This is a genomic window from Pedobacter sp., assembly GCF_965279535.1.
In the GTDB taxonomy this organism is placed as follows: domain Bacteria; phylum Bacteroidota; class Bacteroidia; order Sphingobacteriales; family Sphingobacteriaceae; genus Pedobacter.
The window spans coordinates 3,507,070-3,528,929 of the sequence record NZ_OZ257244.1; the positions used below are offsets into that span (position 1 = coordinate 3,507,070).

The 21,860-nt window shown below is 41.8% G+C and carries 17 protein-coding genes and 1 tRNA gene; 11 read left to right on the forward strand and 7 right to left on the reverse strand.

The window, feature by feature from the left end:
* Window positions 1–240: 240 nt before the first annotated feature.
* The 6 genes from ACQY77_RS14245 to ACQY77_RS14270 all read left to right on the forward strand — a co-directional run bounded on the left by ACQY77_RS14245 (window position 241) and on the right by ACQY77_RS14270 (window position 13,191).
* The gene (locus ACQY77_RS14245) at window positions 241–3,366 is read left to right on the forward strand and encodes a SusC/RagA family TonB-linked outer membrane protein (RefSeq protein ID WP_421941491.1); all 3,126 of its coding nucleotides are present in this window, start codon (window positions 241–243) and stop codon (window positions 3,364–3,366) included.
* Between the two features lie 21 nt (window positions 3,367–3,387).
* Window positions 3,388–5,220: a RagB/SusD family nutrient uptake outer membrane protein gene (locus ACQY77_RS14250; RefSeq protein WP_421941490.1), complete on the forward strand. Its 1,833-nt coding sequence runs from the start codon at window positions 3,388–3,390 to the stop codon at window positions 5,218–5,220.
* Between the two features lie 10 nt (window positions 5,221–5,230).
* A complete protein-coding gene (locus ACQY77_RS14255; RefSeq protein WP_421941489.1) occupies window positions 5,231–5,908 on the forward strand; it encodes a DUF3823 domain-containing protein in 678 nt (225 codons plus the stop codon).
* A gap of 83 nt (window positions 5,909–5,991) precedes the next feature.
* Window positions 5,992–7,911 (forward strand): family 43 glycosylhydrolase, encoded by a 1,920-nt coding sequence (locus ACQY77_RS14260; protein WP_421941488.1) that lies wholly within the window; start codon window positions 5,992–5,994, stop codon window positions 7,909–7,911.
* Between the two features lie 11 nt (window positions 7,912–7,922).
* Window positions 7,923–10,418, forward strand: coding sequence for a sugar-binding domain-containing protein (locus tag ACQY77_RS14265; RefSeq protein WP_421941487.1), 2,496 nt, complete (start codon window positions 7,923–7,925; stop codon window positions 10,416–10,418).
* A 2,338-nt stretch (window positions 10,419–12,756) separates the two neighbouring features.
* A complete protein-coding gene (locus ACQY77_RS14270) occupies window positions 12,757–13,191 on the forward strand; it encodes a hypothetical protein (protein WP_421941486.1) in 435 nt (144 codons plus the stop codon).
* Between the two features lie 38 nt (window positions 13,192–13,229).
* Here the strand turns inward: ACQY77_RS14270 and ACQY77_RS14275 are convergent, their stop codons facing one another.
* The 3 genes from ACQY77_RS14275 to ACQY77_RS14285 form a co-directional block, all read right to left on the reverse strand.
* Window positions 13,230–13,427, reverse strand: a complete 198-nt coding sequence (locus ACQY77_RS14275) for a hypothetical protein (RefSeq protein WP_421941485.1) — start codon at window positions 13,425–13,427, stop codon at window positions 13,230–13,232.
* A 374-nt stretch (window positions 13,428–13,801) separates the two neighbouring features.
* Window positions 13,802–14,251: an SRPBCC family protein gene (locus tag ACQY77_RS14280; RefSeq protein WP_421941484.1), complete on the reverse strand. Its 450-nt coding sequence runs from the start codon at window positions 14,249–14,251 to the stop codon at window positions 13,802–13,804.
* Window positions 14,252–14,406: 155 nt separating this feature from the next.
* Entirely contained in the window at window positions 14,407–14,961 is a 555-nt protein-coding gene (locus tag ACQY77_RS14285; protein ID WP_421941483.1) for a dihydrofolate reductase family protein, read from the reverse strand.
* Window positions 14,962–15,120: 159 nt separating this feature from the next.
* Here ACQY77_RS14285 and ACQY77_RS14290 point away from each other — a divergent pair, with 159 nt between their 5' ends.
* Window positions 15,121–15,315: a hypothetical protein gene (locus ACQY77_RS14290; RefSeq protein ID WP_421941482.1), complete on the forward strand. Its 195-nt coding sequence runs from the start codon at window positions 15,121–15,123 to the stop codon at window positions 15,313–15,315.
* Between the two features lie 42 nt (window positions 15,316–15,357).
* Complete coding sequence (locus tag ACQY77_RS14295; protein ID WP_421941481.1) at window positions 15,358–15,552, forward strand: hypothetical protein; 195 nt, start codon at window positions 15,358–15,360, stop codon at window positions 15,550–15,552.
* 29 nt (window positions 15,553–15,581) lie between these two features.
* Here ACQY77_RS14295 and ACQY77_RS14300 read toward each other — a convergent pair whose 3' ends face one another.
* On the reverse strand, window positions 15,582–16,772 hold the full coding sequence (locus ACQY77_RS14300; protein ID WP_421941480.1) for a winged helix-turn-helix domain-containing protein: 1,191 nt from the start codon (window positions 16,770–16,772) through the stop codon (window positions 15,582–15,584).
* 314 nt (window positions 16,773–17,086) lie between these two features.
* Here ACQY77_RS14300 and ACQY77_RS14305 point away from each other — a divergent pair, with 314 nt between their 5' ends.
* On the forward strand, window positions 17,087–17,725 hold the full coding sequence (locus tag ACQY77_RS14305) for a DUF6266 family protein (RefSeq protein ID WP_421941479.1): 639 nt from the start codon (window positions 17,087–17,089) through the stop codon (window positions 17,723–17,725).
* Window positions 17,726–18,010: 285 nt separating this feature from the next.
* Here the strand turns inward: ACQY77_RS14305 and ACQY77_RS14310 are convergent.
* The 3 genes from ACQY77_RS14310 to ACQY77_RS14320 all read right to left on the reverse strand — a co-directional run bounded on the left by ACQY77_RS14310 (window position 18,011) and on the right by ACQY77_RS14320 (window position 20,185).
* Window positions 18,011–18,095: transfer RNA gene (locus ACQY77_RS14310), tRNA-Ser, on the reverse strand.
* 89 nt (window positions 18,096–18,184) lie between these two features.
* Window positions 18,185–19,615 (reverse strand): pyruvate kinase, encoded by a 1,431-nt coding sequence (gene pyk / locus ACQY77_RS14315; RefSeq protein ID WP_421941478.1) that lies wholly within the window; start codon window positions 19,613–19,615, stop codon window positions 18,185–18,187.
* Window positions 19,616–19,765: 150 nt separating this feature from the next.
* Window positions 19,766–20,185, reverse strand: a complete 420-nt coding sequence (locus ACQY77_RS14320) for an IPExxxVDY family protein (protein WP_421941477.1) — start codon at window positions 20,183–20,185, stop codon at window positions 19,766–19,768.
* A gap of 158 nt (window positions 20,186–20,343) precedes the next feature.
* On the opposite strand from ACQY77_RS14320, the gene ACQY77_RS14325 reads away from it, so the two are divergent.
* Complete coding sequence (locus tag ACQY77_RS14325; protein ID WP_008508386.1) at window positions 20,344–20,580, forward strand: acyl carrier protein; 237 nt, start codon at window positions 20,344–20,346, stop codon at window positions 20,578–20,580.
* A 22-nt stretch (window positions 20,581–20,602) separates the two neighbouring features.
* Window positions 20,603–21,856: a beta-ketoacyl-ACP synthase II gene (gene fabF / locus ACQY77_RS14330; RefSeq protein WP_421941476.1), complete on the forward strand. Its 1,254-nt coding sequence runs from the start codon at window positions 20,603–20,605 to the stop codon at window positions 21,854–21,856.
* Window positions 21,857–21,860 lie beyond the last annotated feature (4 nt).

Here is a 21,860-nt window from a genome sequence, read left to right on the forward strand (position 1 = left end):
TTCGTGGATGGCATAATCTACTATGTTTGGTTTCATAAACCAATTATAAATCCAGTTATAAAATGAGCCGATCATCTTCCTGTCAGGAGGATGGTATATCACCAATAGGAGGAATACATGATGTGGGTAGCTTGCTGAAAAGCTGGCTGGTATCCGGCATTGTGCCTGTTTCGATAACCCTTCATATACACGGATAAGTAATGGTTGCGGTGTGATTACAAACAAAAACCAAATATAAATATGAGAATCCTTAAAATTTTCTTAATCTGCCTGTTGGTATGGGGAATACCCACATACTCATTTGCGCAACGTAAGATTTCAGGGCAAGTTTTCAGCGAGAAAAATGAGACGTTACCTGGCGTCACTGTTCTGGTGGAGGGCATGCCAAATGAAATTACTACTACAGACAACCAGGGTCGTTTCCAGCTAACTGCGAGTAAGGGAACATTGATCGTATCCTATGTAGGCTACAAAAGCCAACGGGTTCCGGTTGGCGAAAAAAGTGAACTCAAAATCTTCCTGGAAAGTGATAATCAGGACCTGGAAGAGGTTGTTGTTGTGGCTTATGGAAAACAGTCTAAACGCAACATTACCGGAGCGGTGAGCAACATCAAGTCGGAAGATATTGTACGTACTTCATCCACCACTGCAGCAGGAGCACTTGCCGGAAAAGTACAGGGCGTTTCGGTTCGGGCAAAAGATGCCCGTCCGGGAAAAGGGGCAGCCATTGAAATCCGCAACATGGGTAATCCATTATATGTTATTGATGGGGTAGCTTACGGCGGACAAACCGGAACCGACTGGGTTGGAACACAGAACGCATCGGGTGCCGATATTTTTAATGCCCTTAATCTGGAAGATATTGAAAGTATATCTATCCTTAAAGATGCTGCGGCGGCCGTTTATGGTTTCCGTGCTTCAAGGGGAGTAGTACTCATCACAACAAAAAAGGGTAGCCGGAATGAAACAGCAAAAATAAATATCAATGGTTACCAGGGTTGGCAAAATTTAACCCGCTTCCCTACAATGGCAAATGCTGCACAATACACAAGGGGCCTTGTTGAAGCGGCACAAAATGAAGGCCGGGATCCAAATTCTATCTACACCCGTTCAGAACTTGCAAAATGGCAGGCTGGTACCGATCCTGGTTATAAAAGTTACGATTACTACGACATGGTTATCCGCAAGGATATTCCACAGCGGTATATCAATGCCAATGTAACAGGCGGAGCAAAAAAATCCAATTATTTTCTTTCTGTTGGCCACCTGGATCAGGATGCCATGATCAAAGACTTTTCTTATAAACGCACCAATTTACAGGCCAATATGGAAGCCACTATTCTGGAAGGTCTTACTGTTGGTGCACAGATTTCCGGAAGGCAGGAAAAAACACAAGATGTGGGCTTGCCTGGAGGAGATGGCTATTTTTCTTCCATTTTAGCCATTTTTAAAAACAGGCCAACGGTAGCGCCATATGCAAACGATAATCCGGCATACCCAAACCACACCAACGATTTTTCATACAATCCGGCTATTTTTAGCAGGGAGATTGCCGGTTATAAAGATAACAGTTATTTAAGCGGTAATGTGAACGTGTTTAGTGCTTACAAAACCAAATTTGGATTATCAGCAAAAGGAACAGTTTCTTATAATTATACCAATAATAAGTTCGATGGTTTCCAGTATACCTATGATGTATACAGATATGAGAACAATAATTATAACCGCACAGGCGGGAGTGATGCCGGCTGGAGATACAAAACAGACCGCGTGGCCATATCACGTTTCGCACAGTTCCAGTTAGATTACACCAAGCAAATCGGTGACCATAGTTTTTCTGCCATGGCGGGTTATGAACGTTCGGATTGGGATAGAACCTACACCGCGCTGGGCTCAAATCCAACCAATAACTTTATTCCATTGCAAAAGCTTGCCGAGCTGAACAGTGTAGCCGATGAGTGGGCTTATGAGGCACGCGCCGGATATATTGGTCGGTTAAACTACAATTACAAGGGCAAGTATCTTTTAGAGTTATTGGGTCGTTATGATGGTTCGTATCTCTATTATGATGATCGCCGTTGGGGCTTTTTCCCGGGTGGATCCCTGGGATGGAGAATTTCAGACGAATCTTTTTTTAAACCACTTAAAGGTGTAGTTAACGACATGAAGATCCGCGCTTCCATCGGCCAAACAGGATTGGAGGAAGGCGTAGGCATGCATGCTTATCTTGCCGGATACAATTTCGGACAAGGAGATGCAATACTGAACGGCACTTATTATCCTGGTGTACAACCTCGTCCGCTACCCATCCGTAACCTTTCCTGGGTAAAAAATACCAACTACAACATTGGTGTAGACCTGGCCATGTTCAACAATAAATTAACCTTTACCGCCGATGCTTTCAAAATTATTCGTACAGGGATACCGGCACCGAGATATGATGTATTGCTTCCAAGCGAAGTAGGGTATAGTCTTCCAAACGAAAACCTGAATAAAAACGGTTACTATGGGGTAGAGGGTATAATCACCTACACCAGTAAGGTAGGGGAACTGAACTATGTAGTGAGTGGCAATTTAACCTTCTCGCGTTTCAAAAATCTCGAGTCTTATAAGCCACGTTTCAGTAATTCGATTAATGAATACAGAAATTCTGCAGAAGAACGTTGGGGAGGTGTTTGGTGGGGTTACCAGGTTGTTGGAAGGTTCCAGTCTGAGGAAGAAATCCGTAACTATCCTATCAATAACGATGGTTCTAACAACAGGACACAGCTGCCTGGAGATTTTATTTATAAAGATGTGAACGAAGATGGGGTGATCAATGGAATGGATGAACGTCCGATTGGCTATCCGACAGGCTGGGCTCCGATGATGACCTTCGGGGGCAGAATAGGATTAAGCTGGAGAGGAATCGATCTTAATGTTGATTTGGCTGGTGGCGCCGTGCAATCATGGTTCCAGGATTATGAATTGAGAAATGCTTTCCACGGTGGAGGTAATTCTCCTGCTTACCTGTTAGAAGACAGGTGGCACCGTGCAGATCCCTACGATCCTAACAGCCAATGGATCCCCGGTTATTATCCTGCAATCAGAAATGGCAACACAGGGCCTAATAGCAGAAACAGCGATTTCTGGCTAACCAATGTAAGGTATCTTAGAATTAGAAACCTGGAATTGGCCTACAGCCTGCCTAAGGGTATTGCAGAAAAGATTAAAGCACAGAAGATTCGCTTTTATGTAAACGGATCAAACCTGGTTTCCTTTGATAATGTGAAAAAATTCCAGATTGATCCGGAGATAGAGGCTGCAGCAGCTGTAGTTTACCCTCAACAACGCGTTTTTATGGCGGGTTTCAACGTCACTTTTTAATCAATACAAAATGTTAACTCAATGAAAAAATTATATATAACGATGGCTTTGCTGGCATGCCTGGGCATGAACAGCTGTAAGCACGATGAGTGGTTTGAGCGCGATCCCAAACAAATGATCACCGATGAGCAGTTATGGAACAGTCCTACCTTGATGACTTCTTTGCTGGCCAACTACTACAATAGGTTGCCTACATTACACGGCGTTTTCAATACCGGTGGAATGACAGAACTTGATGATGCCATGTGGTCTGGCCACCGCGATCAAAACTGGAGAAATGATTTCCAGTTTGGCGATGACTATGGTCGCTATTGGGACTATGGATTTATCAGAGACATCAACCTTTCTCTGGAGAATATCCAAACACTCAGTACTAAACTTACCCCTGCACAGAAAAATCTCTTCAGCGCTGAACTTCGTTTTATCCGTGCTTTTGTTTACTTCGAGATGGTAAAACGCATGGGTGGTGTACCACTTGTACAAAAACCACTGGTGTACGATTTTAGTGGCGATCCTACACCACTCCAGGTTCCAAGGGCTAAAGAACATGAGATCTATGATTTTATTTATCAGGAAATGGAGGCCATTAAGGAAGATCTTGTTGCCAATAATGCAAGCAAAACACGTTCAAACAAATACACTGCGCTTGCGCTGGAAAGCAGGGCTATGCTTTATGCTGCCTCTATTGCCAAGTATAACGCTTTGATGGCGAGTCCGATATCCACTAAGGGTGGTGAAGTTGGCATTCCAGCTTCGATGGCCAATGCCTATTACCTTAAATCTTTAAATGCTGCAAAGCAGATTATTACCGGTCCATATTCGCTTTTCAATGACAATCCCGATAAAGGTGCAAACTTCTACGACATGCTCAATAAGAAAACCGGCAGCGAAGTGATTTTTGCCAAGGATTTTGCGGTAAGTTTAAAAGTTCATCGATTTGCCTATGATAACATCATTAAGAGCATGACCGAGGATAACGAATCTTCATCAACCATTTCTCCTTCTCTCAGTTTAGTAGAAAGCTTTGATTATTTAGATGGGAGCAAGGGCACATTGCGTGATAAAGATGCGGCTGGGAACTATATCGCCTACAATGGCATTATGGATATTTTCGCCAATAAAGATGCGCGCTTATACGGAACGGTTATTTATCCTGGTACTAGCTTTAAGAACAATCCGGTAAGAATCCAGGCGGGTGTTGCGGTATGGACCAATGGCGCCTACCAGTTAACTACATCTGCCGAGTTAGGAAAAAATTATACTGATGGACAAGTCTGGACCGGGTTCGACGGCCCTAAAGATGATGCTATGGATGTAAGCAATACAGGTTTCTACATCAGGAAGTTTGTAAGCGATGCCCCCGCAGCCAGTACCCGTGGTACCTCGGCAGCAAACTGGTGGCCATGGTTCCGTTTAGGGGAGATTTACCTGAATGCTGCCGAAGCTGCATTTGAACTGGGACAACCAGAGGCCCTGGGATACGTGAATTCATTACGCCAGCGTGCTGGATTTCCTGCCAACAGCCTAAGCGCATTAACCATGGAGGTTATCAGAAATGAGCGTAGGGTAGAACTTGCTTTTGAAGATCACCGTTATTTTGACCTGAAGAGATGGCGCCTGGCGCACCTGGTTTGGGATGGCTCTGAAAATGATGCGAATGCCGTAGTGAGGGGACTGTATGCCTACCGCGTAGTAAGACCCGGACATGCAGACAATGGTAAATATATTTATGCTCGTATCAGGCCAAGCCGTTTCCGCCGGGCAAGATTCTTCCGTATGGCCAATTATTATTCTTCTATCGATCAAGCGGTGTTAAATAACAACCCTAAAATTGTCAGAAACCCATTCCACTAATCGCAGTATTATGAAACTAAAATTTTTAACCTTAATCACCACAGCTGTCAGTATATTACTGGCAAGCTGTGAATACGATAATTTCGAAGCCCCTCAATTTACACTTTCCGGTAAGGTGGTTTATCAGGGTAAAGCTGTGGGGGTACGCAACAATGGCCCTCAGCTAGAACTTTGGCAGGATGGGTATCCACTCCGCTCACCCATTACACTTTATCTTGATCAGGATGGTAGCTTCTCAGCAAAATTATTTAGTGGCCAATATAAACTGGTACGCAGAGCTGATGCCCCCTGGTTGCAACAAGCTACAGATACTATACAGGTGAGCGTTAAAGACGATACCAACATTGAAGTGCCTGTAATGCCTTATTTTACCATTTCCAATGAAAGCTTCCAAAAGTCGGGCAATACAATCAGGGCACAATTTGTGGTTAACAAGGTACAACAGTCGGCAAACGTTGAGTTTGTTAGACTTTACCTTGGAAAATCAATCTTAACAGATCAGGTACAGCGCGAACTTCGCGTAGATGGCAATGTTGCTGGCCTGGTATTCGGCAGTCAGACCGTTATTACTGGTGATCTGCCAGATAACCTGAAAAATCTGGATTATGTATTTGCCAGGTTAGGAATTAAATCCACTGCGGCAGGTGAATATTATTATACCCCGGTTCAGAAAATTGCTTTAAGATAAGCGATAATGATGCTGAAACCTTTAGGAAAAGTAGATCATACTATCATTAAGAAGATAAAATAAATTTAAGCGCCATTCCCCCAATGATCAAAAATTATCGTGCAAGTTTAGTACTCTGTACCCTTTTAAACCTCTTTTTTGCTTTAACCTCCACCGGCCAGATGTATAAATCTGGCCCGGCGGAGAAAGATTTTGCTGGCTACTTGTTCACCTATTTTAAAGGGAATGCCATAAAAGATGAAGCAGTATGCTTCGCCATTAGTACCGATGGATACAATTACCGTGCATTAAACCACAATGAGCCTGTTCTCAACTCAAAAGTGATCAGTTCCACAGGTGGTGTTAGAGATCCGCATATCCTTCGTTCGGAAGATGGACGCTCGTTTTATATGGTGCTTACTGACATGACTTCTTCTAAAGGATGGGATTCTAACCGGGCCATGGTGCTGATGAAGTCCGATGACTTAATCAACTGGAAACACACCGTGATCAATATTCAGCAGCGTTTTAAAGGGCATGAAAACCTGAAAAGAGTATGGGCGCCACAAACCATATACGACCCGGCAAAGCGGCAATACATGATCTACTTTTCGATGCAGCATGGTACCGGTCCGGATATCATTTACTATGCCTATGTGAACAGCGATTTTACTGATTTGGAGGCTGAGCCTCAGGTATTGTTCAGGCCTAAAAATGGTAAATCATGTATCGATGGAGACATCATTAACAAAAATGGGATATTTCACCTTTTCTATAAAACGGAAGGAAATGGCAATGGAATAAGACTGGCGTTAACCGATTCGCTCACTTCAGGAAAATGGATAGAACAGCCCGGGTATAAACAACAAACAAGGGATGCCGTTGAGGGCTCTGGTGTATTTAAACTAAACCGGTCTGACAAGTATATCCTGATGTATGATGTTTACAGCAAAGGGAAATACCAGTTCTGCGAAAGTTTTGACCTCGATAAATTTAAAAAGATAGACCAGGAGGTTACGATGGATTTTCATCCCCGCCATGGTACAATTATTCCCATCTCCAGAACCGAATTAAAAAATCTCTGTAACAAGTGGGGTGTTCCGGAGGGAATCGAGTTAAAACTCAGTAAAAATCCCGTGCTCGATGGTTTCTATGCCGATCCGGATGTATTGTATTCTAACAAAACTAAAAAATACTATATCTATCCTACAAGCGATGGCTTCGATGGCTGGTCTGGATTTTACTTTAAAACCTTTTCCTCTTCAGACCTCATTAACTGGACCGATGAAGGCGTTATTCTGGACCTTAAAAAAGACGTTAGCTGGGCCAATCGTAACGCCTGGGCACCCACCATTACCGAGAAAAAGGTTAAAGGAGATTACCAATATTACTACTATTTTACTGCAGCACAAAAAATTGGAGTTGCAGTTTCCAATATGCCCACGGGACCCTTTAAAGATTCAGGAAAAGCATTGGTTAATTTCAAGCCAGAAGGCATAAAGGGAGGACAGGAAATTGATCCTGCAGTATTCAATGATCCTAAAACAAACAAGAGTTATTTGTATTGGGGAAATGGCTATCTTGCAGTAGCAGAGCTGAATAAAGATATGATTTCGCTCAAACCCAAAACAACAAAGGTGCTTAAAACGGATCAAACATTTAGAGAAGGATGTTATGTTTTTTACAGAAAAGGCATTTATTATTTCCTTTGGTCGGAAGATGATACACGCAGTGCAAATTATCGGGTGCGCTACGGAACTTCCACCTCTGCTTTAGGGCCTATCCAGATTCCGGAAAACAACCTGGTTCTGCAAAAAGATCCTGCTCAGGGAATATATGGTACAGGTCATAATTCTGTACTGCAAATCCCTGGAAAAGATGAATGGCATATTGTTTACCACAGATTTAATTATCCTAATGGCATTAACATGGGAGATGCGGCAGGCTTTAACCGCGAAGTTTGTATGGATCGCCTCTTTTTCGATGATCAGGGAAATATTATACCCGTAAAGCCCACACATTAAATTTAAACCAAATGAAATCATTCCAATACGCATTTCTTGCCCTCACCCTTACCTTTTGCCTCCCGGCAATAACCTTTAGTCAGCCCGGATTTGGCCAGTCTGAAAAGATTACCACCGACTGGCGTTTTCACCTGGGCGAAATTGAAGGAAAAGGCGGGGTAGACTATAACAACAGGTCCTGGCGAAAAGTGCAACTTCCTCATGACTGGAGTGTTAAACAGCCCCATAGCCCTTCGTATGCCAGTGCTTCCGGATATCTCCCTGGCGGCATCGGCTGGTATCATAAAAAACTAATCATTGCAAAAGCAGCAGCAGGGGAAAAAATATATCTCTATTTTGAAGGTGTATATAACCGAAGCGAGGTATTTGTAAACGGGCAATCTGTTGGTAAGAGACCTAACGGCTATATCTCGTTTAGTTACGATATTACGCCATACATTAAATACGGGATAGAAAACGAGATTGCTGTTCGCGTAGATCATAGCAAGGACGCTGATTCTCGTTGGTACACCGGTTCAGGGATTTACCGTGATGTTTGGTTGGTACGCACAAATCCCATTCATCTGGAGCAGTGGGGCGTTTATGCCTATCCTCAAATAACAGGTAAGAAGGGGACTCTTCACGTAGAAACAATATTGAAAAATGAATCAGCTGCTTCTGCAAGCCTTTCCGTCCTCAATGAATTAATAGATGATGCAGGCGCTGTGGTGGCGAAAGAAAACAGCAAACTCATTGTTGAAGCCGGAAAAAGTAATGCAGTCAAATCAACGATCAATCTTAACAATCCAAAATTATGGAATTTAGATGCACCGGCACGTTATACCTTACGAACAACAGTGTTGAAGAATGGTCAGGTAATCGATAGAACGACTACGGTAACAGGTTTCCGCAGTTTCACTTTTGATGCCGATAAAGGGTTTGCCCTAAATGGTAAGCAGATGAAAGTAAAGGGCGTATGCCTGCATCACGATGCAGGTGTTCTGGGGGCAGAGGTATATCCCGAAGTATGGCGTCGCCGCTTGGAATCGTTGAAATCATTAGGCGTAAATGCCATACGTACAAGCCATAACCCACAGGCTTCGGCTTTATATGACTTATGTGATGAACTCGGATTATTGGTTATGGATGAAGCTTTTGATGAATGGGAGTTTCCAAAACGTAAATGGCTTCAGGGCTGGAATGTGGGTACGCCGGGATTTCAGGGAACATCTGATTTTTTCAAGGAATGGGGAGAAAGAGACCTCGCAGATATGGTTCGCCGCGATCGCAACCACCTTTCTGTATTTGCATGGAGTATAGGAAATGAAGTAGATTATCCGAACGATCCTTATTCGCATCCGGTGCTTGCAGGAAGCCGGGAAGGTGGATTTACACAGCCTATATTTGGTGGCTATAAGAAAGATGCTCCAGATGCCATGCACTTAGGTGATATTGCAAAGAAACTTGCTGCGGTAGTACGTAAATATGATACCAGCAGACCAGTAACTGCGGGTTTGGCCGGAGTGGCCATGTCTAACGAAACGGCTTATCCTGGCACTTTGGATATTGCCGGTTACAATTATACGGAAAGCAGGTATCAGGAGGATCATAAACGCTATCCGAAACGCATAATCTTTGGAAGTGAAAATCGCCATGATTTTAATGCCTGGAAAGCAGTTAAAGACAATGAACACATTTTTGGGCAATTTCTTTGGACAGGCATTGATTACCTTGGAGAGTCTGGCCGATGGCCTTCACGTGGGTTTTATTCGGGCTTACTGGATTTTGCAGGCTTCATAAAACCCAGGGGTTATTTCCGCCAATCGCTTTGGTCAGATCAGCCAATGGCTTATCTCGGTACCTATAGCTTACGAGAGGGAGGGGCAGCAACAGACGTATGGTCGGTACTTGAATCGGAGCAGGGACAGCAGCAAAATCAGGCACCTTCTATGGATGCATGGCCCATTTGGAACTACCAAAACGGGCAATTGATTCGGGTAGTGTGCTATACCAATGCAGCAAAAGCACGTTTAGAGCTCAATGGCGAAATTGTTGGGCAAACCAAAGCTTACGATCAGCAACAAGGTATAATTTATTGGGATATTCCTTTTGCGCCCGGTAAATTGGAAGTTGTGGGAATGGATGAAAATGGAAAAGAGAGTGCCCGGTATCAAATTAACTCGAGCAAACGCCAGCAGGCGATTAAAATCGTGCAGGGAAACCAGCTGCAGGCGGAAGCGAAAAACGGAATTAGCCAGATAGAACTTCAGCTTGTAGATGAAGATGGCATTCCGGTTATGCTGGCAGATGACGAGATTACCTGTAACATTATCGGAAACGCACGCCTGCTTGGAATGGAAGCCGGAAATAATTCGGATATGAGCGACTACACTGATAATAAACAGCGTGTTTTTAAAGGGAAAATGCTGGTGTACATCCAAACCAATGGCAAACCAGCTGAAGAGGTTACGGTACGCTTTACCGCCCCCTGGCTAAAACCGGCAATATTGAAAATTAAATTATTATAGCGGTCGCAAATCCCCTCCTTTTTTCAAGGAGGGGGTGGTAAAACATTGTAGAATCCTATTGGCATTTGAACCATATAAGGCATTTAAGAAACATATAAGCAGGACAAAGAGATTCATTTTCTTCCTCACCGCCGGAAAGGCTCTTTCTTTTGGCTTGGCCCAAAAGAAACAAAACCGAGCCTTAGCGAGCTCATGAATGCCATTGAAAACAATAAGCACTAATGAATAACATCAAGGCTTGCATCCTTTCTTGGCCAGGAGCATCCGAATGCCATTAGCGGTAATAAGATGCCTTGCCTCCACACAAACCTACCCGCGCTGCTTATTCCCTTGGGCAGTAGGTAAACGGTTGAAACTGCAGGCATTCAAATGTCCTATCCGGCGAAATGCTGCGAGGCCGGAAGCGTACTTGGGAAAAGTCAGTTAATTATTATAGGCAGCTAGCAAAACGCCTAAACAATCAACATCGAACATGTATCTGCGTAGCTATCGTAATTTAGCTCCCCTCCTTTTTTCAAGGAGGGGGTGTGGAAGCCTGTGTGGTGGCGGGGGTGGTAAAACATTGTAGAATCCCATGAGCATTTGAACCATATAAGTCATGTAAGAACATATAAGCTAAACTTACTCAGTTCTTAACGCAATAGCTTTACCACCATGCCTTGCCACCCCGCTAGGCCACCGCACTGTTTCCCCGTTCTACTCGGATCGGCCTAATAAAGTTTTCGGCAGGCACTGCCCCAGCCATAGCACACACTTTAATAGAAAAGTTTTAAGCCGACGTTTTATTAATAGTTGTTTATTGTTTTTTAGTTGTATTAATGAGCTCGCGAAGGGCTCGGTTTGCTTCTTTTGACGCCAACCTGCGCAGCAAGCTTGAAGGCAGATGAAAACATAAACACTACTGAAAAAAGAAGATAAGCCCGTCCGGCCAGGACAAAGAGATTCATTTTCTTCCTCACCGCCGGAAAGGCTCTTTCTTTTGGCTTGGCCCAAAAGAAACAAAACCGAGCCTTAGCGAGCTCATGAATGCCATTGAAAACAATAAGCACTAATGAATAACATCAAGGCTTGCATCCTTTCTTGGCCAGGAGCATCCGAATGCCATTAGCGGTAATAAGATGCCTTGCCTCCACACAAACCTACCCACGCTGCTTATTCCCTTGGGCAGTAAGTAAACGTTTGAAACTACAAGCATTCTAATGTCCTATCCGGCGAAATGCTGCGAGGCCGGAAGCGTACTTGGGAAAAGGCAGTTAATTATTTAAGGTCGCTAGCGAAACGCATAACCTTGCAAATCCATCATTCTTGCATAAAGAAAGCTTATTACGATCGCTTTGGTCACCATGCTTTGCCACCCAGCTAGGCCTTCCCACTGTTTCCCCGTTCTACTCCGATCGGCCTAATAAAGTTTTCGGCAGGCACTGTCTAAGCCTACTTACTGACTTTAGAAGAAAAGTTTTAAGCCGATGTTTTTGTTTCTTTTGACACCAAAAGAAAGACGCCCGTCCGGCCAGGACAAAAAGATTCCTTTTCTTCTTCGCCTTATACCATAAATTGGTTGTTATAGCGCGGGTTTAACCACCCCCAGCCCCTCCTTGAAAAAAGGAGGGGAGCAGGATTCTGGGGGAAAAGTCAGATTTATATTAAATATTAGCCACAGAAAATGCTTCAAAAAGGTTGGGGCGGTCGTAACTCCCCTCCTTTTTTTAAGGAGGGGGTGTGGAAGCCCGTGTGGTGGCGGGGGTGGTAAACATTGTAGAATCCCATGAGCATTTGAACCATATAAGGCATTCAAGAACATATAAGTTCAAATACTTAGTTCTTAACGCAATAGCTTTACCACCCTGCTTTGCCGCCCAGCTAGGCCTCCGCATTGCTTCTCCGTTCTACTCGGATCGACCTAATAAAGTTTTCGGGTTGCACTGCCTTAGCCTTCCTAGTAACTTTAATAGAAAAACGGCGTAGCCCTCATGAATACCATCAAGGACAATGAACACTAATGAATAATTTTAAGCCGACACTTTATTAATAGTTGTTTAGTGTTTTTTAGTTGTATTAATGAGCTCGCGAAGGGCTCGGTTTGCTTCTTTTGACGCCAACCTGCGCAGCAAGCATAGGCCGATGAAAACATAAACACTACTGAAAAAAGAAAGACATCCGTCCGGCCAGGACAAAAAGATTCCTATCCATCCTCAAGGAGTGGGTTACTACTATACACTTACCTCGCTTAAATTAGTGAGATAAAAAGAGGTTCGTTAACCCGGTGATAAATAAATATATCCAGGAAAATACTCGATTTAGTTTGGCTGCATGTATTTTTGCAGTTTGTTAATTTAAAATGATGAGATTTATTATAGCCTGCTTTTTTATGTTACTGGCAACAGGAGTATATGCCCAGCATGATCCCAGTGAACAGATTGAATCTGATGAATGGAGTATTATCGGTAATATTAAAACCAAATACGTAAAAGGTACAGGAACCATTGTAACTTTTCCTGAAACAGTAAAAAAGTTTGATAATCGCCCATTCAGGCTGGAAGGATATATGATTCCCATTAAAGTTGGGCAGAAGCAGACGCGTTTTATGCTGGCCTCTCTACCCATTAACCAATGCTTCTATTGCGGGCAAAATGGTGTACCCATGATGGTAATGGTAGAAATGGCTGAGCCAATTACCTATAGCAAAGATCCGGTAGCGGTGAAAGGCATTCTCAAATTAAGCTCGGCACCTAATGCCGATCCAGTGGTATTAAAAATGGCTAAAAAAGGCTAGGTTGGAATTTTTTTGCTGGATTTCTGCTGTTTTTCCGCTCACACCGTGGGATAATATTTAGCAACAGAATAGATTTTACCACTTTTCATAAAGATGGTCCAAAGCTTACCAATAGCAGCGCTTATGGGTTCAATGTAGGCAATAATTTCTAATTTGCCAGAATGGGTGGTTAGTGCTGTTCCTTGTTTTAAATTTTCGAGATTTACAGAACTGAAATCGATATCGCTATAAGTCATAAATTGTACTGGGATCGGAATATTAACTGCATCCGGAGATGCGCTTTCAACAAGCTACAAAAGAAGTCAATTTGCACTTAAACTACACAGCCACATATGCCAAATGACTTTTCACTGATCAAAATTCCTTAAAATCTAATCTGGTTTTAATATTTGCTTCTGCCATTTAGAAATGATTAATAAAGAAGTTGTATCATTAACACCAATTGTCATCCTGAGCATGTCGAACGACCCTGATCAAGCACCATTAGTGCGTTTCGAAAACTTGTACCGATTTTGAATCAGAAGGCAGAACCTAACAAATTTAATTCGAAATTACATTTATGATACAACCCCTTCCTTTTATTGTTAAACGTTCATAACAGAATCAATTACTATCCTTCCGGTATTTCAGGCTCTACCAGTTTGATCAGTTTTTCCAATGATTCCTGCCAGCCCAGGTAACACATTTCAGCCGGTATAACCGCCGGGATGTTTTCCTGAAAAATCTCCAATTCAGTACCTACCGAAGTTTTTTTAAACCGGATGGTATTAACGATGGTTCCCGGCAGGTTGGGATCATCAAATTTGTCGGTGAATTTCAGTAATTCATTTGGTTTTACCTCAAGATACTCTCCCCCGAAATAGTTACTGTTTCCGGTGGTGAAATTTTGGAAAGACATTCTGAAAGTACCACCAACCTTTACATCCATTTGATGTACGGTGCCCAGAAAGCCGTAAGGAGGCATCCAGGAAGCAATCGCTACAGGCTCAATAAATGCACGGTATACTTTTTCAGGCGAGGCCTTAATTACGCGGTGTAATGAAACATTATTGTCTGACATAACATAGATTTTTAGTGTTCCTACTCATCTGGCTTTTCGGTTCCGCCTGTTTTTTATTGGTTACTACTCCATTTTTGCTTTAACAAATTTGGGCGTAAAAAAGCAATATAAGCGGGTGCAAAAGCGACTTTATTGGGGGTAACTTGCGATATCCCTTAAGACCTTTCATATTGTAAGGCCACGCAGCCATTGGATAATATCTTTGATGCAATGCGTTTTAGTCCCAGGTTTTCCGGCAAATTCATTTCGGTAAATAAACGCCGCCCCTGGCCAACAATCAGTGGATGAACAACCATGTGGAATTCGTCAATCAGGCCCCACTCGATCAGCTTGGAAGGTAGCGCTATTCCACCCGTAGAAATCGCCTTGCCAGGCTGTTGTTTGAGCTTCAGGATCTCTTCTTTCAGGTTTTGGTTAATGATTGTAGTATGTTCATCGTTAACCGTATGCAAAGTTTTGGAAACCAATACGCGTTTCAGATTCGAAAAAACTTTAGCAAAGGCATTTCCGGCTTCATTCATAGACTGGTTTTGAGCAACCTCCGGCCAGAAAGGCACCATCAGTTCATAGGTTTTTCGTCCGTAAATAACCAGGTCGACACCTTCCAGCAATTCACGAAAATAATCCTCAATGTGATCTCCGCCACTAAATTTAGTATGATCACAACAACCATCTAAACTCATGTTAATACCATAAATTAACTTCCTCATAGTATAAGGTTTATGCTTATAAAATTAGCAAGATTTTTGAAAACCGATCCACTAATTCTTCCTTTAAAAAACATTATAACCCAGTGCTAAAAGGCAAGTGTTGGATATTCCCCTTCCAAATCATTATTTTTATTTAAATCAATCTGGGAAGAAAAAAACATGGCCAGCTTAAATCTCATTTCGCGAAGACTCTTGCAGCTGTCTGAAATTTTAGATCGCAACGATGTAATCTTCATAGAAGACATAAGAAACGAGTTTAGAGCAGATCCAGAGCAGTTTATTGTTGGCGAGACACTGTCAATTACGAATGGAAGCCAGTTATCGGAAAAAACCTATACCGCAACTGGTTACTAAAATTAGGACCAAAGGGTTTGATTATGACATTAAATTTAGTTAATGGACGTTAGTAAGAAGCTCAATAAAATTGACCGATTCAAAAGATTTGGATTTCCACCCATCTTTATCAAGCCCGTTGATAAAGATGATTATATGTCGCGCTTTGAATCTGAGGAAAGAGAAGCTGGCCACATGCTCGACTTCATGTGTGACCGTCTTCTTGAGCGTCTGAAAGTAAAACAGAAATCATTATAGAATGTGTGCTAATTAAATAGTTTTTAGATTTAAAACCCCTTTTTTATACGCTTCAGGTATTCCGGTTGGTTGGTTCTTTCAAAAATGATGTCGTTACATTGATTAAAATGCGTAAAATCTTTTAAAGCCCGGATATATTTTTCTATGGCTTCGCTGTTTAATTCAACAGCCTCAAAGTGAATATTGTGTACAATCAGGCTTCGTTTTTTACGGTCTGCTTTAGTATCCATTCTGGCGATGAAGGTGTCTCCGAACAACACAGGGAGTGAAAAGTAACCATATTTACGAAGTGGAGCTGGTACAAAACACTCTAGTTGGTAATCAAAATCAAAGAAGTCCTTTAGTCGCTGCCTGAATACAGTTAAAATGTCAAATGGCGACAGGATAAACAGTTCGTTGGTTAAAGTGACAGCTGTTTGCTGATTCGCGAGCATATATTGAGGTTTAATTTTCAAACCTTCTATGCTTACATTTATCACCTCGCCCGCATCTATCATTTTAGTCAGTTCTGCTTTAACAAGGTTTCCCTTTACACGCCGGGCTCTCCATAACATTTCCTTTAATCCGGCAATCCCCAATGCACCCAGTGTCCTGTGAATAATATAGCGGGCAAATTCTTCCGGATTTGGCAGGCTGGTATCAATATCCGACGGCATGAGATTTATTGGCAGGTCGTATATTTTTTTGAAGGTTTTGGTCCTGTTGATCATCAGCTCGCCATTCAGGTAAAGTTTTTCCAGTGCTACCTTTGCGGGCCGCCAGTCCCACCAGCCGGTGCTGGCTTCCTGCCGGTCGTTTTCAAAATCAGTTACGCTCAATGGTCCCTCACGTTCTATCCGGTCAAGCACTTCTTTCATTGTTCTGCTGATCTGTAGACTTAAGGTTTTTTGATTTGACTCAAAACTTTGTTTCACCGGCAAGGTGTAGCGCAGATCGGCCATAGGCATATAGCCCGAGTCTGAAAAAAAATACTCGAATACAGCCAGGTCTTCACACAGATCTGTTAAATAAGCAGTTTGGTAATCAGGTATGCGGCTGGCCAAAACATGGTGGTGGGCGCGTTCTACTACCGAATTGGTGTCCAGTTGTAAAAATCCGAGGTGTTCAATCAACCGTTCAACAGCATCCACGCCAGTTCCAAAAGGTGCTTTTTGGGAGAGAGCCGCCGCCTGTAGAATTATTTTCCGTGCCTGGGATTTGCTGAGGGTTAAAGCTTGCATGATTGCTAAGTTAAGATATTAGGCGTTTAGAAGCGCGTTAATAAAATGAAAAAATGAGTCTGATTAGCAGGTGCTTTGCCTTGGGCAGAAGGGCAACCTGCTTAATTTATTCCCACTTGTGGTTTACTATTGAGGATAAAACAAGAGAGGATTAAAACGGATTTTCGAGGGGGTTTAGACGGACTTTGTTCGGACTTATGACAAACAGATCCGAATAAACTGCATCCGAACCCCCAACTAATTTTCCTTCAATACTCCATTTATCATATTCTTTTTTTATCTTAGGATAAGTCATCCCATAATCGTAAAAAATTATGGCAACATTTAAAAACGGAATCAATGGTGGTTTCACAGGAAAAGTTGGTAGCGTAGTAGGCTATGAGCTAAACGGGAAATGGGTAATGAGAAGTTTACCTCATCCCAGTCGGAAAAATAAAAAAGGAACGCTTCAGCAAAAGGCTTGCAGGTCTGCTTTTTCAAACATGCAACACTTTCTTAAACCCTTAATTCCCTTCATTAGGGTAGGGTACAACCTCGAATCTAAACTGCGGATGATGACTGCCCACAATGCAGCCAAATCGTACAATATGCTCCATGCTTTGGATGACAGGGGCGATATTGATTGTACCAGGGTTTGTTTAACATTTGGAAGCCTGATGGGAGCAGAAAACCCAGTAGTGGCTAAGGATGATGCAGGCCTTCATTTCAGTTGGGATAATAATGGAGGTACCAACGGGATCAGGGAAACAGATCAGGTAATGGTGATGGCTTACGATATAAAAAACCAGCAATCTTACTTTAAATTAAGTGGCGCGAGGAGAGTTGATGGCATGGAAACAATTGAAATCCCTGTTGTTGAAAAGGGTATAGAACTGCACACCTGGATTTCATTCATCTCGGATGATAGGCAGGAGATTGCAATGAGTACTTATACAGGGGTTGTTGTGGTTTAAGAAATAGAGCAGATCCAATTAAAATGGCAAGGATTTAACATTTGCAATTTGAAGGTTGAGATATCCAAATGGCCCGAGTAATACCTCCAGAGGGCTTTGAAACCCCGTTATTTGCAGAATGAAAAGCCATCGATCTATAGGTGAAATGTGGAAAGCCATTGGAGCTTACTAATGGTGCTTAAATCACCCCAGAGATATGTCTGGTCTTTAGGAGTTGCCCTTTTTTGTCACCGTATTGCCCTAAAATAGAAAAAGGAGCCTTTACAGACTCCTTTTCAAATTCAGCGGAGAGGGCGGGATTCGAACCCGCGGTACCTTGCAGTACACACGCTTTCCAAGCGTGCTCGATCGACCACTCTGACACCTCTCCGAGCGGGTTGCAAAAATATATTTTTTATTTGGTTAACAAAAATGCCCGGGCCATAACCCAGGCATTTTTATCAATTATTTTTGTTCGGATTACTCAACAACTGTGATTTTCAACATGTTGGTTTTTCCTTTAACTTCCATTGGGATAGCTGCTGTATTGATTACAATGTCGCCTGCCTTAACTAATTTCTTGCTTTTTAAGAAATCGTTTACCTCGATAATGGTGTTATCAGTGCTCTCAAACTTATCGTAATAGAAACCTCTAACGCCCCAAAGTAAGCTAACGGTATTCAATAATTCTCTGTTGCTGGTAAAGATAAATACCAATGCCTCAGGGCGGTGGCTCGAAATTTCGAAAGCCGTATAACCACTTAAAGTCATGGATACAATACCTACTGCATTAGTTTGTTTAGCAAGGAAACAAGCCGAATCGCAAATCGCATCACTCAAAAATGATGGTGATTTTGGTTTTAAGAATTTATCTGGATTGAAAGGATAATTATTCTCTTCAATATTTTGGATAATTTTCTGCATGGTTTCAATAACAATCAGCGGGAATTCACCTACCGAAGTTTCACCGCTAAGCATCACAGCATCAGCACCATCTAATACAGAGTTGGCTACGTCATTTACCTCAGCACGGGTTGGGCGAGGGGTAGTAATCATGCTTTCTAACATTTGGGTAGCGATAATTACTGGTTTTGAAGCCGCTCTACATTTTTGAACGATCATTTTTTGTAACAATGGAACTTCTTCCATCGGACACTCAACACCCAAGTCTCCACGGGCAACCATTACACCATCAGTAACTGCAATAATCTCATCGATATTGGCAATAGCCTCTGGTTTCTCAATTTTAGCAATCACGCGGGCAGTTTTACCACGTTCTGCAATAATTTTTTTAAGCTCGATGATATCTTCAGCTTTACGCACGAAAGATAAACCGATCCATTCTACGTCATTTTTTAAAACAAATTCTAAATTTTCACGGTCCTCAGCAGTTAATGAAGGGATTGAAACTTTAGTATTGGGAAGGTTAACACCTTTTCTTGAGGTTAAAATACCTCCGTGAACCACTTCGCAAACTACCTCATCTTTTAAGTTGGTAGATAAAACTTTCATCTGAAGCTTTCCATCATCTAAAAGAATGATTTCTCCGGCCTGAACATCCTGAGGGAAGTTTTGGTAGGTGATATAAATGCGCTCTTCGTTACCGATGCACTCGTTGGTGGTAATAATTGTTTTGCTTCCGTTAATCAGGTTGATGCCACCTTCTTTAACAAGTCCGATACGGATTTTAGGCCCTTGTAAATCGGCAAGGATCCCAACATTATAATCGTATTTTTTATTAAGATCGCGAATGGTATCTAAAACCGCCTGGTGATCTGCTTGTGAACCATGTGAAAAATTTAACCGGCAAACATCTAAACCTGCGTTAAACATACTGTATAATACATCAGGTTTTGCCGATGCTGGCCCAAGTGTGGCAACAATTTTGGTTCTGGAATGAAAAGGTTTCATTTAATAATTGATTTTTAGCAATGTAGTTTATTCGTCGCTAATTCACTATCTAAAGTAATTAAACTACATCAATTTTTATATATTTTGTTCTTCTGTTCGTTGTTTATAACCCTCAAATATAGTGTAATTAATACACCAAGTATATAATTTTTATATTACCAAATTTTCCCTGCTCTTCAATTTGGTAGGTTCTATCCTTGCAGCTACCTGTATATCAGGTAGTTTGTTTAGTCCGGCAATTAAATAATTAAGGTCTTCTTTGTCAATAAATTCTCTGATAATAATGAAAAAATCCACGTTAGACATTTCAGGAATCAGGAGGCCATCGCTACTTCTGTTGCTAATTAAATAATATTCTACCTCACCTTGCTCTACAAAAAAATAATATTTAGAGAAAGACCAGGCCGGTTCATCAATATTAAAAAATATTTCATGATCCTCTACTTTCTCAAACTCTGTATTTAATCTCGTATTAATTTTGTGGCACAATACATAGTCTTTTAAGGGCGCTGTGATCGCAATTAATATAAAATCAAGGTCTAAGGTTAATTTTAGGTAAGTTTTATTCAAGGCAAAATAAATTTTAAACAGAACGAAATTAAAAAACTAATTCTATATTCGTTGTGTTATTATGATGCCAAAAATACGTGTCGAAATAAAAACATTTGAAAATTGTAAGAATTTATTTTTCTTTGCACAGAATTATTTAACCATTAAATTATAAAATTATGTCTGATATTGCTTCAAGAGTAAAGGCTATTATCGTAGAAAAACTAGGTGTTGATGAAAGCGAAGTTACACCAGAGGCTTCATTCACCAACGATTTGGGTGCAGATTCTTTAGATACCGTAGAATTAATTATGGAATTTGAAAAAGAATTTAATGTAGCCATTCCTGATGATCAGGCTGAAACCATCGGTACAGTTGGTCAAGCAATCGCTTATTTGGAAAAAAACGTTAAATAGAAAGTACGCTTTTTCAGTATAAATGGAATTAAAAAGAGTAGTAGTAACAGGTTTGGGTGCGCTCACTCCTATAGGCAATAATGTTCCTGATTTTTGGGAAGGGTTGACTAACGGAGTGAGCGGCGCCGCTCCTATTAAAGGTTTTGACACTGAAAAGTTCAAGACCAAATTCGCTTGTGAGGTAAAAAACTTTAATCCAGAAGACTTTTTGGAGAAAAAAGAAGCCCGTAAGCTTGATCCGTTTGTACAATATGCTCTTGTAGCTACAGAGGAGGCGGTAAAGGATGGTGGATTTGATTTTACAAATCTGGATACCAACCGTATCGGCGTAATCTGGGGTGCAGGCATAGGTGGATTGAAAACTTTTTTAGATGAAATTTCCAATTTCGCTAAAGGAGATGGTACGCCAAGATACAATCCATTTTTTATTCCTAAAATGATTATTGATATCGCTCCCGGGCATATCTCGATCAAATACGGCTTACGTGGGCCAAATTTTGCAACTGTTTCGGCATGTGCTTCTTCAACCAATGCCATGATTGATGCATTCAACTATATCCGCTTGGGTATGGCTGATGTGATCATCAGTGGTGGTTCTGAAGCGATCATCAATGAAGCAGGTATGGGTGGTTTTAATGCCATGCATGCATTATCTACACGTAACGACGATCCAACCACAGCTTCACGTCCGTTTGATAAAGACCGTGATGGATTTGTTGCTGGTGAAGGCGCCGGAACAATTATTTTAGAAGAACTTGAACACGCTAAAGCAAGGGGAGCAAAAATTTATGCTGAACTTGTAGGCGGGGGGATGAGCGCAGATGCCAATCACATCACAGCTCCACACCCTGAGGGTTTAGGTGCTAAAATGGTTATGTCTAACGCTTTAAGAGATGCAGGTTTAACTACTGCCGATATCGATTATATCAATGTTCATGGTACCTCTACACCATTGGGTGATATTAGTGAAACCAAAGCCATTGCAGATTTATTCGGTGAGGATGCTTATAAACTGAACATCAGCTCAACAAAATCTATGACAGGCCACTTATTAGGGGCAGCTGGAGCAATTGAGGCAATTGCCGCAATTCTTTCTGTACAAAATGATATTGTTCCTCCAACAATCAATCACTTTACAGATGATCCTGCATTTGATCCAAAATTGAATTTTACGTTCAACAAAGCTCAAAAACGTACAGTTAGGGCAGCGTTAAGCAATACTTTCGGTTTCGGAGGGCACAACGCTTCGGTAATTTTCAAAAAATACGAAGATTAATTTC

Excerpts from the sequence above, each read along its gene's own strand:
- ACQY77_RS14280 (WP_421941484.1), bottom strand. The coding sequence starts at position 14,251 with ATGTCAGACAATAATGTTTCATTACACCGCGTAATTAAGGCCTCGCCT.
- pyk (WP_421941478.1), bottom strand. The coding sequence starts at position 19,615 with ATGAAACCTTTTCATTCCAGAACCAAAATTGTTGCCACACTTGGGCCA.
- ACQY77_RS14245 (WP_421941491.1), top strand. The coding sequence starts at position 241 with ATGAGAATCCTTAAAATTTTCTTAATCTGCCTGTTGGTATGGGGAATA.
- ACQY77_RS14325 (WP_008508386.1), top strand. The coding sequence starts at position 20,344 with ATGTCTGATATTGCTTCAAGAGTAAAGGCTATTATCGTAGAAAAACTA.
- ACQY77_RS14270 (WP_421941486.1), top strand. The coding sequence starts at position 12,757 with ATGATGAGATTTATTATAGCCTGCTTTTTTATGTTACTGGCAACAGGA.
- ACQY77_RS14290 (WP_421941482.1), top strand. The coding sequence starts at position 15,121 with ATGGCCAGCTTAAATCTCATTTCGCGAAGACTCTTGCAGCTGTCTGAA.
- ACQY77_RS14305 (WP_421941479.1), top strand. The coding sequence starts at position 17,087 with ATGGCAACATTTAAAAACGGAATCAATGGTGGTTTCACAGGAAAAGTT.
- ACQY77_RS14285 (WP_421941483.1), bottom strand. The coding sequence starts at position 14,961 with ATGAGGAAGTTAATTTATGGTATTAACATGAGTTTAGATGGTTGTTGT.
- ACQY77_RS14265 (WP_421941487.1), top strand. The coding sequence starts at position 7,923 with ATGAAATCATTCCAATACGCATTTCTTGCCCTCACCCTTACCTTTTGC.
- ACQY77_RS14300 (WP_421941480.1), bottom strand. The coding sequence starts at position 16,772 with ATGCAAGCTTTAACCCTCAGCAAATCCCAGGCACGGAAAATAATTCTA.
- ACQY77_RS14295 (WP_421941481.1), top strand. The coding sequence starts at position 15,358 with ATGGACGTTAGTAAGAAGCTCAATAAAATTGACCGATTCAAAAGATTT.
- fabF (WP_421941476.1), top strand. The coding sequence starts at position 20,603 with ATGGAATTAAAAAGAGTAGTAGTAACAGGTTTGGGTGCGCTCACTCCT.
- ACQY77_RS14275 (WP_421941485.1), bottom strand. The coding sequence starts at position 13,427 with ATGACTTATAGCGATATCGATTTCAGTTCTGTAAATCTCGAAAATTTA.
- ACQY77_RS14255 (WP_421941489.1), top strand. The coding sequence starts at position 5,231 with ATGAAACTAAAATTTTTAACCTTAATCACCACAGCTGTCAGTATATTA.
- ACQY77_RS14250 (WP_421941490.1), top strand. The coding sequence starts at position 3,388 with ATGAAAAAATTATATATAACGATGGCTTTGCTGGCATGCCTGGGCATG.
- ACQY77_RS14260 (WP_421941488.1), top strand. The coding sequence starts at position 5,992 with ATGATCAAAAATTATCGTGCAAGTTTAGTACTCTGTACCCTTTTAAAC.